Here is a 15361-nt window from a genome sequence, read left to right on the forward strand (position 1 = left end):
GGCTATGTTTGCTCGGCGCGCCGCGCGTTAAGGATGCCGCTTCGGTTGGGACAATGTGGCAGCGACGCCGTCATTTAGGTATAGATGCGCCAAGCACCGATGGGATCTGTGCTTTATGCGGGCGGCATCCGCACTTCAACGCGCCAAAAATGCGATAGTGCCGCTTGTTTTGACGATACGACGACGCCCGCTCGTATGACTAGACGATTTGTCTATCCAGTGTTAAGATAGGACGGGCGGCCTGCTCGGCACCGATGTGCCGCCGCACGATGAAACATTCCGCGCCGATGTATCCGCCGCCTACATGATGAGACGTTCGGCACATACGCTGTCCGCTTGATGCCGTTCGTTCGGTGCCGCGTCTTATTTACCCTCCGGGTTAAGTCCTTTTAAAATATAGCCAAATTCCTCGTCGCTTAGCTCGTAATTCATAAATTTTTTATAAAACGCCTTAGTTTCGGCCTTTATGTCGATGTCGGCAAAAAGCTCCGGCTGAATAGTTTTAGCCGCCCATAAAATTTGAAGTACCGTATCCGCGCCGTATCGATCCCAGTTGAAAACCCCGCGCGGATTGCCATAAACGCGTCCGTTTTTGACCGCATCCGTGCCGCTGTAGATCGGGCTGGATTTGATCTTCTCTACCGCATCTTCGTTGTGATCGCCGCCCACGATTATGATCTGCGGGTTGCTAGCGATGATCTCCTCGGCGGTGATTGTTTTCATCGGGCCTTTGGTGGCGGTGATCGCATTCGTTCCGCCGGCTAGCTCTATCCACGAGTCGATCAGCGTGCCCTTACCATCGATCTTTAAAAGATCGCTTCCGCCTACGATGTGAAGGACGCGCGGACGCTTATCGGGGCTTAAATTCGCGGTGCGGCCGCTAACCAAAGCGATATTTTTATCGAGATTTGAGATCAGATCCTTCGCTCTTTGCGGCGCGTCGCCGCCTAGCATATCGCCGCACATCCTGATGCTGCGCCTCATCTGCTCGTAATCGCTAAAGCTCGCCTTTAAAACGGTAAAGCCCTGCTTAGCTAAATTTTCGCCTGCCAGTGTGGTTGGGACTATGACTACGTCGGGGTTGCGGCTCATTAGCTCCTCTAAATTTACGTCATTATTTTTTAGCAGTACTGGGATCTGCGCTAGGCGCGGATAAATTTTAAGAAACCATGCGTTTTTGCTGATGTTATCGGTGGTAGCGACGATCTTGTCCGCTCCTCCTAGGGCCAGTAAAATTTGATTGTTCGAGTGCCAGAGTGCCGCGATACGCTCAACTTTTGCGGGGATTTTGACCTCAGCTCCGTCCATATCCTTGATAGTTCTAAGCTCTGCCGCGCTCGCAAAAAGCGCACCTGCCAAAAGCAGTAGTAAAAATTTTTTCATTTTTTCTCCTAAAGGGCATTGAAATATATGCCGCGATATTACAAAAAACCTCATTAAAATTGCGTAAATTTTAACCGCTGTCGCCGTGATTATTTATTATTTTTCAAAGTAAATTTTTATATAATCCATTTTAAATTTAGCATTTTTAAAGGAGAGAAAATGGGTGAAATTTTATATTTGATAGGCGCCGCCGTCGGGGTTTTAATCGCGCTTTTTATCATCGTGCCTCTGTTTTTTAGGCGTATAGTGGAGACGAATGAAGTTCATATCGTCCAGAGTGCGCGCAAGACGACGAGCTACGGCAAAGATACCGGTAATGGCAACAGCTATTATGAATTCCCGAGCTGGGTGCCGGTGCTGGGCGTTACGAAGATCGTTTTGCCGGTCTCTGTTTTTAGCATCAAGATCGAGGATTACGAGGCGTATGATCTAGGCAGGCTTCCTTTCGTCGTCGATATCACGGCGTTTTTTAGGATTATGGATTCAAATTTAGCTGCGCAACGTGTCAATAATTTTGAGGATCTTAACAATCAGCTTAGAAATATCATTCAAGGCTCGATCCGTTCGATCCTTTCGAGCCGCGTGCTTGAGGACATCTTGCAGATCCGCTCCGAGCTCGGAGATGATTTTACCAAGGCGGTAAAGACGCAGCTGCAAAACTGGGGTATCGAGCCCGTTAAAAACATCGAGCTGATGGATATCCGAGATAGCAGCGGTAGCAAGGTCATCTTAAACATCATGGAGAAGAAAAAATCCCAGATCGAAAAGGAAAGCCGCGTAGAGGTCGCAAACAACACCAAGCTTGCCCAGATCGCCGAGATCGAAGCCGCGCAGGCAACCGAAGTGCGCCAGCAGGAAGCCAACAAGATGGTGGGCCTTAAGACCGTCGAAAACGAGCGAGAGGTCGCGATCTCAAAGGAGCAGGCCGAGCAGCTCATCAAGGATCAGCAAAAGATCACGCAGGAAAAGGCGATGGAGGTCGTGCGGGTAAACGACGTCAAGCAGGCCGAGATCAAAAAGCAAGTGGAGATCGTAAAAGCCGAGCAGGAGCAGCGCAAGATCGAGATCGACGCCGAAGCGCGCAAAAACGCCAAAATCCGCGACGCCGAAGCGATCAAGGAAAATCAAATTTTAGTAGCGCAGGGCGATAAAGAGAAGCAGTTTCTCGCCGCCGCGGCGCTTTTGGAGATGAAGGACAAAGAAGCGCAGGGTACGCTAAAGATAGGCTCTGCAGAGGCCGAGGCGCTTAGGCTAAAAGAGCTCGCGCCCGTAAACGCACAGATCGAGCTTGCACGCGAGATCGGCGAAAATCAGGGATACCAGACCTATCTCATTTCGATCAAACAGATCGAAGCGAACCGCGACATCGGCCTAGAGCAGGCCAAGGCGCTAAGCGCGGCGGATCTTAAGATCATCGCGAACGAAGGCAGCGTAGGCGAGGGGATGAGTAAATTCGGTGAAATTTTAAGCGCCAAGGGCGGCACGCAGCTAGCCGCGATGCTCGAAGCGCTAAATCAAAGCGAGGTCGGCAAAAAGGTGCTGGATAAAATTTCGGGCGCCAAGGAGGGGGATAAATCCGAGTAATATTCGCAGCGCCTCGGGCGAGTAAAATTTTAAATTTATACACTAGCGGCACTGCGGAGGAGAGTAAATTTGAGTAATAGCTGGTGGCGAGATTATTGCGCTCTTGATAGGAGCAAAATTCTGGGGAGTAAATTTTGAGTGATAGCTAGCGGCACGGCGCGGGCTAGCAAATTTGAGCGGCCTGCCCGTCCGAGCGGTTTGCTGCCTGCTCGCATATTTGGATAAAATTTAAGACGCTGGAGGAATTTTAAAGGTTGCGAAATTTCAAACACTCGCGGAATTTCAGATCTCCGTGAAATCTTAAAATGCCGTGGAATTTTGAATATCGTGAAATTTAAACGCTGTGAAATTTCAAACGCTCGTAAAATTTCACGCTCCCGTGCGTAGCGTTTGAAGGCGGCGCGGAATCGTAAGTATTTGCAGGCGGCAAAACTGTGGGTAAATTTTAAAAAATTCGCAAAGCAAGATTTAAAATTTCGGCGCTGATACATAACGCTCATAGGCTACGCTTAGCGGTTATCGGTTGCCGCCAAATGCTTGAGCTTTGCCGTCTAGCGGTTAAATTTTGCCGCCCGCGAGGCTAAATTTATTGGTTCGCATGAAATTTAAGAAGCGAGAGCTGTTTGAGCAGCGCAAAATTTAACCCGCTTGCATAAAATTTTAAGGAGCGCATAATGGTAAACGCCGTAAATTCCGTGCAGTACCAAGCGCGCATCAAACAGGCGGAAACTCTTTTCGAGGGGCGAAATTTTACCCGGCGCCAAACGATAAATTTAAGCGGCGGATATGAGATCGTAAAGAACGCATATAGGCTCGGCGCGACAAGCTTTAGCGGCGGCGAATACGCGCTGTTTGATACTCGCAAAACGCAGATAATAAGCTGGCGCTGTATAGACGATAGGGCGGAATTTTTTAGCCTGATCCGCCACGCAAACGGCAAATTTTACCTCGTCTTTCGCCAGGATCTATACGGCTACAGCGTGCTTGATCTAGCCTCAGCGCAGATCATGCGCTTCGTGCCGGACGCCTGGCTAGACGGCAAGGAGAGCTTCATTTGGGACGGCGTGCACTATCTGCGGGGTTGGGACGCGCTGGCCGTGGACGGCTGCTACTGGGCGGCTCCAAACGGCGTGCATTTGGTGAGCTTTGCCGAGCCGATGAGCGAAGAGCAGAGATATGCAGACGTTTTAGACTGCATGCAGAGCGGTTACGACATCTACGAGCAAGCTGATTTCGCGGGCTTTGAGGGTAATAAACTGAGCCTAAAATGCTTTTGCGCGGATACCTTGCGATATGAAAATATAAAAATTCCGTGCGAGCAATACCGCGAATGGATGCGCAGAGCGAAACAGCTATAAGGCTTAAATTTACTAAATTTTGCGCTTAAATTTAAAGACTCGCAAAACAGTAAAATTTAATTACAAGCCGCAAAAAGCGGAATTCGGCGAGACCAAAGGGGCTGAAATAAGGAATAGGGATGTTTTTTGAATACATTTTAATCGGCGCCTGCGTGGGCTTTATCAGCGGATTTTTCGGCATCGGCGGCGGCACGGTCGTGGTGCCCGTGATGATGCTCTTCGGCTACGATGTCAAGTACGCCATCGGCATCAGCATCATGCAGATGATCTTTAGCTCGATCTTCGGCTCGTTCGTAAATTTTAAAAGCAAAATGCTCGATGTCGCGCCCGCGCTGGTGCTGGGGCTCGGGGGCTTTTGCGGCGCGCTTAGCAGCGGCTTTATCGTAAGCTATTTTTCCTCAAAATTCCTTCTGGGCACGCTCATTTTGGTGCAGATCATAAATTTAATCAAACTCTTCAAAACCCCGACCGAGCCCACCGGCGAGGCCAACGAATCTAAAATTTTGCTCTTTATCGTGGGGCTGTTCGTCGGCGCCGTGGCGATCAGCGTGGGTATCGGCGGCGCGGTATTCGTAATGCCTATTTTGATCAGCTTTTTAAACTACGACATCAAAAAGGCCGTCAGCACGGGGCTATTTTTCGTGATATTTTCCTCAAGTGCGGGCTTTCTGAGCCTTTCCGCACACGGGCTCGTGTACTACAAGATCGGCGCGTTGCTCGGAGTTGGCTCGCTAGCCGGCGTTTACGCGGGCGTCAAAACCTCACACAAGATCGGCAAAAAGGCTCAAAAGCGCTGGATGATCGCACTTATCGTTACGATACTTTGTATTACGGTTAGGAAATTTTTGGCTTTGAGCTAGGCGCGCTTGCCGAATCGAAGCTAAAATTTAGATCTAAATTTAGTCGCGGCACCTTGCCGCAAAATTTAACTCAAATTTAAAAGGATCGTCAATGAACGAAGCTCAAATTTCGCTAGCGGACAAAATTTCGGACTCGCTAAAGCGCCTGATCGCTAGCAAGCTAGACTCACAGTACAAGGGCGAGGCGCCGTATTCGGGCTGCTGCGTGCAGGAGGGATATTTTGATTTTTTAGGCGTGGAGTGTCGCAGATCACGCATCAGGCTCTACCTTCACGACTTTGGCGCGGACAGCTTTAGAGCCGATGCGCCCGAAATAGACGAGCTGGAGCGCGAGGAGTTTGAGGCCATCGTCCCGCTCATCGCAAAGAGCGCGGAGGAAGAGTTTTTAGCCGAAGCAAATCTGCCTTTTTTGCGTATAAGCTGGATTTGGCGGTCAAATTTGAAGGCGCGAGCGAGAGCTTGGCGCAGCGCAGCTGCGAGCATAAATTTTATTTTGAAAACGCTGCGCGAAAAGCCGAGCTAAAGCGCAAAATAGATGATTATATAGACGAGCTCATTATCCGCCGCGATAAAAAGATCAAAGACGGCCGTGAGATTTTCGTGTTTATAGACCGCATTTTCGATCTTTCGCTTATGGATTACGACGAAGCGGCGCTTGCGGCGCTGCTTGAGCGGGTTATCGCCGCGGTGCAAGACGTCAAAAACAGGTGGCTTTTGGGGGATTTTATCATCGCGCTAGAGAATAATCTACAGCGTTGGAAAGAGGAGAAATTCCTGCCGAAATTTTACGATATTAGTGATGACGGCTGGAGTAAAGATTACGAGCTTAAAAAGGATTTTACGCGGCAAAACGTGGACGCGGGCGAGCTTGCGTTTTTCGTGCGAGCGGCGTTTTGGAATATCAAATTTAAGCGCTATAGTTGGGATGTGAATCTTGCGCGCAAGGATTTGGAGTGCGCGGCGAAGATTTTCGGCTCGGCTCAGGCGCAAAGCTATCTGGACCACGGCACGGGCGAGCTTAAGGGCGAGCTAGTAAAATTTAAAGACGCGGACACGGAATGCTCGGCGAACGACGTTTTTGCGCAGGTTCGCGTAAAAATCAAAAATGAAACGGCGAGCGCGTATAAAAAGGCGCTAAATTTCATCATAAAGCTTCTGCAAACGGGCTTTGCTGCGAGCTACGCCGTAAAGCTTAGCTCCTCCAAGGCGCAGAAAGTTTATCTGCCGATCAAAGGCCTTGTGCCTACGCCCACGCACCGCTTTTTCGCCGCCGCGCTCGCGCACGAGCTGGACGGGGAGCTTGAGCTTTACGCGAACGAGGCGCTAAGACACAAATTCGAGTTCTACGCCGACACGGACGGCGAAAAGTGCCTGATGAGCGGCAGTTACGCAGTTTTCGGCCTCGCGCTGAAGAGCGAAAAATACTTTGGTCTCGCGCAGCGCTACTTTGAGGCTGTGGATGCCGAACATCAAAGCGCGCATATAAAATTTATCGAGGCGTTTATCGATCGCTACGGCATGAGCGAGCGTAGTTTAGAAGTGATCGTTGCGGGGTTGCTCTCCTATCAGGAGGATAAAATTTACAAAAGCTTTAAGGCGCTAATGAAGGGGCCCGCGAACAAGGCTTTGTTTCTGCGCGCGATCTCGGGGCTACAGGAGCACGCGAAAGAGAGCGTGGCGTATGCCGTGTGGGGTGAGAACTGGCAGAAGGAAATTTCGGGTTAAATTTTGCGATTTTAAGGCTTGTCTTTTTGGTTTATACTTCGTTAGAAATTTCGCCGAATTTCAGTCACGTATTTATATATACGCTCCTTCATTCGGCTCATTTCTGCCTCGTCTAAACGCAAAAATACTGCGCCTTATCTTGGGTGTTTCGCTTTAGAATTTTATATTTAAATCTAAAGCAAATTTATTAAATTTAACTCAGCGATGCTTTGCGTTAACAAAGCATCGCCACCTCTAACGTCGTCGGGGATGGAGGATTGTTAAGGGGGAAGGGAGCGACCTCGTAATTTAAGCCCCTTCCCCCTCAACAAAAACGATAGATCGGCGTAATCGCTGCTAATGTTTAACGAGATTGTGAGGATTTGACGGGTCTGCTTGCAGTTGCGAGGTAGTGCCGAAGCAAAGGAAGGCGACGCTTCGTAAGTAGAACCCCTTCCGCCCCCAAGAGAAAAGCTTAAAATTTAAGAATGTCTGAAAGCCTGAATTTGGTAGATAGCCACTCTTGCGAGTGAAATTTTAAAAATTCATCCAAATTTTGAGCTAGTTAAATTTTATAAACTGGGCGGCGCTGTATTTATAAGCAAAGCTCGCCGCCGTTAAAGCGAAATTTCAATGGCGATTTGTCTTTCAGGTGCTCAAATTTTGATAAAATTCGGCTCAGCGAAATCGGCAGAAAAGAGATCAAAATAAAGGAGAAAAAATGGCGATAGACGGAGTGAAAATTATCGATAGCGACGACGGATACGATATCTATTTGACTATCACCGAGCGATACAAGGACGGCGAAGATGTTGAAACGATACTGCAAGATGTTTTGGCACAGGCGGAGAATTTCTGTACCGATGAGCTTTATAGCGAGATTTATTGGACGGCTCTAGCGTATTCGCTTTGGAAGATCGGATTTTTAAATGACGAGATCCGCGAAAAAGCCCTTGCTATCATAAAAGGCGGCGCAAGCCAGATGTGGAACAAGGTCTTTGAAAAATCTCAAAAGAGCCGCCAAAAAGCGCTTGACAAATTGGCGCTTCAGCTAAAAAGCGAAAACCCTAGACCGCTTAAGCGAGCCAAAATTTCGAAGCAAAAAACGCCGTATTTTGAGGAGGGCGACGTTTTGTCTATCCAGATGCAGCAGGGATATGGCGTTTGCTTTGTCTCGGCGGTAGATCAAACGCCTAGAAAGCTCGAGTACCACCTAGCCTGCACGAGATTGCTGCAAAAAGAGCCGCCCGGAATGGATGATTTTTTAAAAAGCAAGATCGCGAGCTCGAAAAACGGCGGCTTCCTTGGAGCGGACCGCTGGTTTAATCATAAGGATTTAAAGGAGCTGCTACCTCATCTAAAAAAGATCGGTAAAGTAAAATTTGCCCCGTTTAAATTGGGCGAATTGTCTCCCGCGAAAGAATTGGAAGATTTTTATAATAAAATCACGGCGGATCCCAAAGTATGGGGCTTTAGGCTAATTGATACGGCCCGTTTCGTAGAAGCGGTGATCGAGGATATAAAAGGATAAAAGCGCCGCGCGGTAAATTTTAAAATTTAACCCTAGCGAAATTTCATAAATTTAGCCCTTTGCAGCGAAATTTTGTAAATTTAACTCTCCGTGCGCGCTTTGCTTTTTGAAATTTCATCGCTGCTTGCACTATTTAAAATTTCATCATTGCTTGCGGCGTCTTTTGTGAAATTTTCGCCGTCTGGGTCGAGTTTAAATTTGATCTCAAATCGGGATAAATTTTAGCTTGATAGCTTTTAAAAATCGCTTAGCGGCAAAGGCGTAAATTTGCGCGCTTGGAGCGGGTCGCGCATCTTAAAATCATTTTCCTATCGCAAGCTGTTTTGTGAGCGAGCACATATTGCAAAAAGGCGCGGATGAAATAGGGCATCAACTAGCTTGTCTGTCCGCTCATAGCATTTAAAATTTTATTCGATTTTTAGTTGCGCAGCTGCTTTATCCGCGGCGAGGTTGCGCGCAAAAACGGCTAGCAGCGGGACTTGCGTGTACGCAGTGAGTCGATTAAATTTTAGTTTAGATAGTTAGCGCAGGTGCGCCCCTTTTTCGGCAGATGCGAAGCGGGGCGCAAATTTCGTAAATTTTATAAATTATTTCGGCAGATCGCCTAGCTCAAAGCGTAAAATTTACGCACCTATAATCACGGCCGACAAAAGCCCCCATAAAATGGCTTCTATCGCTAGCACCGAGTGAAGTACGGCTTTACTCATCGCTTCTCCTTTGTTTTTATTTTGTTTATTTGCTCGGCTCGGACTGCTAGGGGCGTGCCCGATCGATCTATGGGCGGGATTATATAAGATGATTGTGTTCTTAATGTGTCTTTTGAAATTTAGGACAAAATTTCTCCGTCCGTTGCAAAGCGCGAGCGAGCGGCGGCAGATTTCAGGCAAAATTCAGCTACTTGTGTTAAGGCGCGGTAAATTTAAGCGAGCCTGCCGCCCGCCGTAATGCGCGGTAAAGTCGTAATGCGCGGTAAATTTTAAAGCAGAATTCCGACCTCGTCGCGGCGCGCGAGGCGTCCGCGGCAAATCGATATAAAATTTAAAGCAGAATTTTATATAAATGCGGTGCGCGACACGCCCACGCTTTTTTACGCCGTTAAAGCTTGCATCGGCGCGACTTGCGCCGTCAGGGCCCGTATCGTTAAAGCTTACATCGGCGCGACTTGCGCCTGTGGGGCAAAATTTTACGGCGAGCTATGAATTGCAAGACGCAGCTCATCCGTACCGTCTTGATCTGAAATTTAAAGCGGAATTTTAACGCGTGCCTCGGTTCCGACGCCAGGTTCGCTTTCGTATTCGATCTGGCCGCCTAAAAGATCAAGCGCCGTGCGGACTATGCTAAGCCCAAGCCCGCTGCCGAGCTCCTTATGCGATTCCTCGCATTGATAAAATCGGTCAAAAATTTTATCCAGCTTCTCGCGCGCGATGCCGATGCCCTCGTCTTTTACGATCACCTGCGCAAAACCATCGCAAGCGCGGCAACGGACGAAAATTTTACCGCTCGGGCGCGAGTACTTAAGCGCGTTTTCGATTAAATTTCTCCAAATTTGATTTAGCAGCCCCGCGTTTGATCGCACGCTAAGCGGCGATAAATCTAGCTCGAACTCGTGCCCTTCGTAGCTTTGGCTCAGCGATATGATGCATTGCCGCAGCTGCTCGTCGATACGTACCGCTTCATCTAGGCGCACCGCCGCGCCGCTATCAAGTCTCGTTAGCTTTAGCATATCGGTGCAGAGCTTGCTTAAGCGGTTTGCTTCCGCGCCGATGGAGGCTGCGTATCGCACCGCGCGCTCCTCGCTCACGCCGCCCTCTATCATCTCGCTTAACGCGGCGATTGAGGAGATCGGCGTTTTCATCTCGTGCGAGACGTTTGAGACGAACTCCTTTTGCAGCTGCTCGTGCTTTTGCAGCTTCTGCGCCATTTTATTGACGTTTACTACAAGCTCGTCCAGCTCGTGCATATAGAGGTAATCGGTGCGATGTCCATGCAGCTTGCGCTCGGCGCGCGCCTCAAAATCGCCGTTTGCGATCGCGGTGATCGCGTCTAGTAGCCGCTTGATCGGGCGGAATAAAATTTTAAGTCCGAAGTAAAGCAGGGTAAAATTTAGCGCCATCGTGATTAGACAGATGATCGCGCACAGCGCCACTCCGTCCCAAAACCCGCCGATCTTGCCGCCGATGCCTATGTAAAAAAGCATGCAAACCGCAAAGCAGACGATGAAATTTATCACGCCGAATGCGAGCGAAGAGTAAAACGCGATGAAGCTTTTAAGGCTGATGAGGTATTTTTTCACGCTCGCTCCTTTTTTACGGCTTTGTAGCCGAGCCCGCGCACGGTGATTATCTCGAAATCTTTGGAGTTTTCGAATTTTGCCCGCAGCTTTTTGATGTGCGTATCGACGACGCGCTCGTCGCTGTCCGTTTCGTAGCCCCAAATTTCGCTCATTATCTCAAATCTCGTAAAAATTCTACCCGCGTAGCTTAGCAGTAGAAACAAAAGACGAAATTCCTTCGGCGTCAGGCTTATACGCTCGCCCTCGGAGCGGACGCTGAGCGTATCGTAGTCAAGCTCGCTTTCGCCGATGAGAAGCCGCTTTTCGTTTGCGATCTTTGCGCGCCTTAGCAGCGCATGCACGCGCAGCACGAGCTCTTTTAAATTTATTGGCTTGCTCATATAATCGTCCGCGCCGCTTTTAAAGCCCGTCTGCATATCCTCGATCTCGCTTTTTGCCGTTATAATCAGTATCGGCTGGCTCTTGCCGTCGCGCCTAACGTATCTGCTAAGCTCAAAGCCGTCCATCTTAGGCATCATCACGTCCGAGATGATCAGATCGAAGTGCGCCTCGTCTAATGCCTCTATCGCCTGCTTGCCATTGGAGGCGCAGCTCACGCTAAAGCCCTCGTCAAGCAGCTTTTCTCTTATCGCCGAGCTCAAAGCCTCGTCGTCTTCGACGAGTAGGATATTAAACATACGACTCCTTTTGTGATTTTTTAAATTTTCGGGATTATAACAAATTTATTTTCAAGCAGACAAAATAAACGGGCGTGATTGTAAGGCGAAAATTAATCGCCGCATTGTCAAACGTGCTCCTGGGCAGTGAAATTTGCCGCTTTACTCGTTTGTGCGCGGCAGTAAAATTTTGTGGTATTTTGTTACGGATAAATTTTCACTCCTCGCCACTTGTAGGTGCGTTTATTTGCGTGTTTTTATCCTCTGAGGCGAAAATTCTTTTGAACTCAAATTTGAAATAAAACGCCCATAGCAAAGGACAAACGATCGACAGCGCCCAAGCGGATGAGAAAGCGCCGAACGATTGCGCCTTAAAAACGATATAAACCGCCAATGCGTAGCTCACGACAAATACCGCCGCGTAAATAATCGGCAAAAATCGCTTACATACAACCGATAAAAACAAAAGATAGATGCTCGCGGCGATTAGGGATGCGAGGAAAAAGGAGTATAACACACCTTCTTTTTGATGATTGATATCTACGCGATAATATCCCAAAAAGCACGCTGCGACGAGCAAAACCGCAAGCGCCGCCCATATAAGCGCAAAAGAGTATTTGATCTTTCGCACGAGCAAAAAATGCGTGCAAGTAGTGATAAAATAGGCGCAGCACGTGAACTCAAGCATAAATACGAATATCCCTTCTCCTACGAAATCCCAGCCATACCAGCGATCGAAAATAAAATGAAAAATTATAAAGTAGCAAAGCCGGCGCGCCGCCAAGAATGCCGCCGTCACCAAAATCGGATGCAGCAGCAGCCTGCCTGCGCGCAAATCCGCGTATAAATTTTTAAAGTAGCTTTTTGGCATATGAGATCCTTTCAAATTTGAACTTCTATCGTTTTTAAGATCGATCCGGACTGCCTCATTGAAAAAATTGAAATTTCGCAGAGCTTTAGTACGCGCGTTTCACATTGTAAAAATATAAGTTGAATTTTAAAAACATATCGTTTAAACTTCCCTAAATTTTAGCGTAACCGGATGAGTTTAATTTAAATTGAGGCAGAGCTGCGCGCGGTTTTTTATAAGCTTTTTAAAAGCGGCTCCGCATCGGCAAGCCTCTTTTAAAATTTGCTTACTTTAAAGTGACGCCGCTGTTCGCGCGATCTTTATCAAATTTCCGCGATTTTGACATAGCGTATTTTAAGGCAAATTAATTAAATTTGAAACAAATCGTATCCGTTTTTTTAAGAATTTCTTGCTATCATACGGAAAATTTTTCTTAAGGAGTAAAGAATGAATTTCAAAAAAACCATATCGGCTGCCGTTATTGCAGCTTCGGTGCTGGCGCTATTTAGCGGATGCGCGAAAGAGAGTTCTCGCGTAGTGCAAACCCCTACGGTAGCGAGTCTAAATACCAATTACTCCGGCGAGCGGATCGCCGTGTCGGTAGGACGCTTTAACAACCAATCCTCTTACAACAACGGGGTGTTCTCCGACGGGGAGGACAGACTGGGCAACCAAGCGCAGACAATTTTGATCTCAAGCTTACAACAAACAGGACGTTTCTCGGTGCTTGATCGCACTAATATGCGCGCCATCAAAGAGGAAAGCGCAATCTCCAAAAGCGCACAAAACTTAAAAGGCGCCAGATACGTTATCACCGGCGACGTGACTGAGTTTGGCCGCAAGACGACCGGAGATCATCAGCTGTTTGGAATTTTGGGCAAGGGAAAGACCCAAACTGCGTATTCTAAAGTAAATTTAAACGTCGTTGACGTTAGAACCTCCGAGGTGGTCTTTTCGACCCAGGGCGCGGGCGAATACGAGCTATCAAACCGCGAAGTGCTAGGTTTCGGCGGCACTGCGGGCTATGATTCGACACTAAACGGCAAGGTGCTAAGCCTGGCGATCATCGAAGCGGTCAATAATCTCGTAAACGGCCTTGAAAACGGCGCGTTTAAAGTAAGATAAGGATTAAATTTGAAAGCGAGCAGCGCTCTTGCTCTTGCTGCTGCGGCCGTGATCTTTTGCGGCTGCGGCGGCGGGAGCCGGAATCAAATTTATTACTGGGACGGCAGCTACACGGACTCAACCTATCGGTATCTAAAGCAGGAAGGCGACGTAGGCGAGCAGATCGAAGCGCTTGAAAAATCCATCCAAAAGGCATACGAAAAGGGGCTCAAAGTCCCGCCGGGGCTTTATTCGCATCTGGGGCTTTTGTATCTAAGCGCGGGCAACGGCGCGAGGGCGAGAGAGAATTTCGAGAAAGAAGCTCAGGCCTTCCCTGAATCAAAGCCGTTTTTGACCTTCGTTACAAACCCGGCCGCGCTTAAAAAAGCGGAGGCTGCGACCAAGCCGGGCGCTGATAAAGTCCAAGGATCAAGCGAACGCGAAGTCGCTAAAGCAGCCTCTGCGAAGCAAGGTAAAGCTGCCGCAAAGCAGGGCGGTAAAACGAATAAAAAGGCTAAAAAATGAAAAATAAAGCTCAAATAGCGATTTTTAGTGTATTCGTGGCGCTGTTTTTTAATGCGTGCGCTCTAAGCGAGCCTGAAATTTACGACTACTCGGCGCTTCAGCAGGCTAAGCCTCGATCGATTTTGGTGCTGATGCCTATAAACGAAACTACCGAAGTGGACGCAAGTGTTGCCGTGCTTGCCAACGCGATCTATCCGCTAAGCGAAGCGGGGTATTATGTATTTTCGCCTGCGCTCGTGTATGAGACCTTCAAAAATAACGGAATTTACGAGGCTAGCGACATCCAAAATGTCTCCGCGCACAAGCTAAGACAAATTTTTGGCGCAGACGCCGTGCTATATATGGATGTCGTCAAATACGGCACTTCGTATATGTTGCTAAATAGCGTAAGCGTCGTGGCGGTCAATGCCAAGCTCGTGGATCTGCGAAGCGGTGCGACGCTCTGGGAGGGCTCGGCGCAGGTAAGCGACGACTCAAGCAGAGGCAGTAGCGATCTTGTAGGCATGCTGATCTCCGCGGTCATCAAACAGATCGGCGATACCGTCTCCGACGCGGGATACAAGCTCTCCGCGAGCGCAGATGCGATGCTGCTGGGCCAAAACTGCAACAAATGCTTGCTCTACGGCCCGTATTCACCGCACTACGGCCAGGATAGGCAGCTTGGCGGCGGCAAATAAATTTTAAAAAGGACGAAAATGAAACTAGCCGAGGCGCTGATACTGCGCGCCGACATACAAAAACGCATCGAGCAGCTAAAATCAAGGCTCGCGGATAACGCAAAGGTGCAAGAGGGCGAGAAACCCAGTGAAGAGCCAAAGGCGCTACTAGCCGAGCTAGACGCTCTTACGGGCGAGCTTGAGCGGCTAATCGTTCGGATAAATTTAACCAACTGCACCGCAAAAGCGGATGGCAAGAGCTTAACCGAGCTGATCGCCAAACGCGACATACTCACGCTAAAAGCGGGAGCGCTACGGACTTTCGCGCAAGCTTCCGCGCAAAAGATCGATGCATATTCGCGTAGCGAGATTAAAATTTTAAGCACGGTCGACGTCGCGGCGCTGCAAAAGCAGGTGGACGAGCTAGCTAGGCAGATCAGACAGCTTGATACGACGCTGCAAGGCGCAAACTGGCAGACTGATCTGATCGACTAAAGCGTCGAATTTTTCGGCGAAATTTGAAAGAATTTCGCGAAAAATAAAATTTCGGGTAAGTATCGCAAGAGGCGAGTACGAAACTCACCTGCGAAGCAGGTTTATGGCAGCGCTCGCGGAAACGGGCACCCCCCTTTTACGATTTATTTTCAGTAAATTTACAGGGGCAATGTAACTACGCAATGTAACTACCGCGTACTGATCTAGCGATACCGAGGGCGGGAACGGGGAAATTTAAAACGAAATTTTGATCTTAACGGCGCAGCTTGCCGGCTCGCGGCAAAATTTAACGGCGATTTGGGCGGATTTGACGCTCAAATTTTGCGTTAAATTTAGACGCTCTCGCCATTTTGCATTTTGAC

General features: G+C 48.6%; 15 protein-coding genes. 10 read left to right on the top strand and 5 right to left on the bottom strand.

The genetic code is table 11. The features are described 5' to 3' along the window. Positions 1-363 precede the first annotated feature (363 nt). The gene (locus tag Q0101_RS05405) at positions 364-1383 is read right to left on the bottom strand and encodes an ABC transporter substrate-binding protein (protein ID WP_297943050.1); all 1020 of its coding nucleotides are present in this window, start codon (positions 1381-1383) and stop codon (positions 364-366) included. A 159-nt stretch (positions 1384-1542) separates the two neighbouring features. Between Q0101_RS05405 and Q0101_RS05410 the strand changes: the two genes are divergently transcribed. The 6 genes from Q0101_RS05410 (at position 1543) to Q0101_RS05435 (ending at position 8420) form a co-directional block, all read left to right on the top strand. Continuing rightward, positions 1543-2967: an SPFH domain-containing protein gene (locus Q0101_RS05410; RefSeq protein ID WP_297943052.1), complete on the top strand. Its 1425-nt coding sequence runs from the start codon at positions 1543-1545 to the stop codon at positions 2965-2967. A 674-nt stretch (positions 2968-3641) separates the two neighbouring features. Beyond that, the gene (locus Q0101_RS05415) at positions 3642-4325 is read left to right on the top strand and encodes a hypothetical protein (protein ID WP_297943054.1); all 684 of its coding nucleotides are present in this window, start codon (positions 3642-3644) and stop codon (positions 4323-4325) included. A 119-nt stretch (positions 4326-4444) separates the two neighbouring features. Beyond that, the gene (locus Q0101_RS05420) at positions 4445-5185 is read left to right on the top strand and encodes a sulfite exporter TauE/SafE family protein (RefSeq protein ID WP_297943055.1); all 741 of its coding nucleotides are present in this window, start codon (positions 4445-4447) and stop codon (positions 5183-5185) included. A gap of 91 nt (positions 5186-5276) precedes the next feature. Further along, positions 5277-5708, top strand: coding sequence for a hypothetical protein (locus Q0101_RS05425; RefSeq protein WP_297943057.1), 432 nt, complete (start codon positions 5277-5279; stop codon positions 5706-5708). Then, positions 5612-6910: a DUF6138 family protein gene (locus tag Q0101_RS05430; protein ID WP_297943058.1), complete on the top strand. Its 1299-nt coding sequence runs from the start codon at positions 5612-5614 to the stop codon at positions 6908-6910. The genes Q0101_RS05425 and Q0101_RS05430 overlap by 97 nt, the downstream gene beginning before the upstream one ends. A 700-nt stretch (positions 6911-7610) precedes the next feature. Then, on the top strand, positions 7611-8420 hold the full coding sequence (locus Q0101_RS05435) for a hypothetical protein (RefSeq protein WP_297943059.1): 810 nt from the start codon (positions 7611-7613) through the stop codon (positions 8418-8420). A 623-nt stretch (positions 8421-9043) separates the two neighbouring features. On the opposite strand, the gene Q0101_RS05440 is transcribed toward Q0101_RS05435, so the two are convergent. From Q0101_RS05440 to Q0101_RS05455, 4 genes are all read right to left on the bottom strand, one after another. Then, complete coding sequence (locus Q0101_RS05440) at positions 9044-9307, bottom strand: hypothetical protein (protein ID WP_297943061.1); 264 nt, start codon at positions 9305-9307, stop codon at positions 9044-9046. 353 nt (positions 9308-9660) lie between these two features. Further along, positions 9661-10713: a HAMP domain-containing sensor histidine kinase gene (locus tag Q0101_RS05445; RefSeq protein ID WP_297943063.1), complete on the bottom strand. Its 1053-nt coding sequence runs from the start codon at positions 10711-10713 to the stop codon at positions 9661-9663. Then, positions 10710-11390 carry a response regulator transcription factor gene (locus Q0101_RS05450; RefSeq protein WP_297943065.1) on the bottom strand — a complete coding sequence of 227 codons (681 nt, stop codon included), beginning with the start codon at positions 11388-11390 and terminating at the stop codon, positions 10710-10712. The genes Q0101_RS05445 and Q0101_RS05450 overlap by 4 nt, the downstream gene beginning before the upstream one ends. 196 nt (positions 11391-11586) lie before the next feature. Further along, positions 11587-12240 (bottom strand): hypothetical protein, encoded by a 654-nt coding sequence (locus Q0101_RS05455; protein ID WP_297943067.1) that lies wholly within the window; start codon positions 12238-12240, stop codon positions 11587-11589. A gap of 426 nt (positions 12241-12666) precedes the next feature. On the opposite strand from Q0101_RS05455, the gene Q0101_RS05460 reads away from it, so the two are divergent. From Q0101_RS05460 to Q0101_RS05475, 4 genes are read left to right on the top strand one after another with little or no spacing between them, the layout of a single operon-like run. Then, positions 12667-13344 (top strand): CsgG/HfaB family protein, encoded by a 678-nt coding sequence (locus Q0101_RS05460; protein WP_297917244.1) that lies wholly within the window; start codon positions 12667-12669, stop codon positions 13342-13344. A gap of 9 nt (positions 13345-13353) precedes the next feature. Beyond that, positions 13354-13848: a DUF4810 domain-containing protein gene (locus Q0101_RS05465; protein ID WP_297943070.1), complete on the top strand. Its 495-nt coding sequence runs from the start codon at positions 13354-13356 to the stop codon at positions 13846-13848. Further along, positions 13845-14525, top strand: a complete 681-nt coding sequence (locus Q0101_RS05470; RefSeq protein WP_297943072.1) for a DUF799 domain-containing protein — start codon at positions 13845-13847, stop codon at positions 14523-14525. Before Q0101_RS05465 ends, Q0101_RS05470 begins: the two co-directional genes overlap by 4 nt. 18 nt (positions 14526-14543) lie before the next feature. Continuing rightward, the gene (locus Q0101_RS05475) at positions 14544-14999 is read left to right on the top strand and encodes a DIP1984 family protein (RefSeq protein ID WP_297943074.1); all 456 of its coding nucleotides are present in this window, start codon (positions 14544-14546) and stop codon (positions 14997-14999) included. Positions 15000-15361: the final 362 nt, after the last annotated feature.

The sequence above is a fragment of the uncultured Campylobacter sp. genome (genome assembly GCF_937921625.1).
Lineage (GTDB): Bacteria > Campylobacterota > Campylobacteria > Campylobacterales > Campylobacteraceae > Campylobacter_B.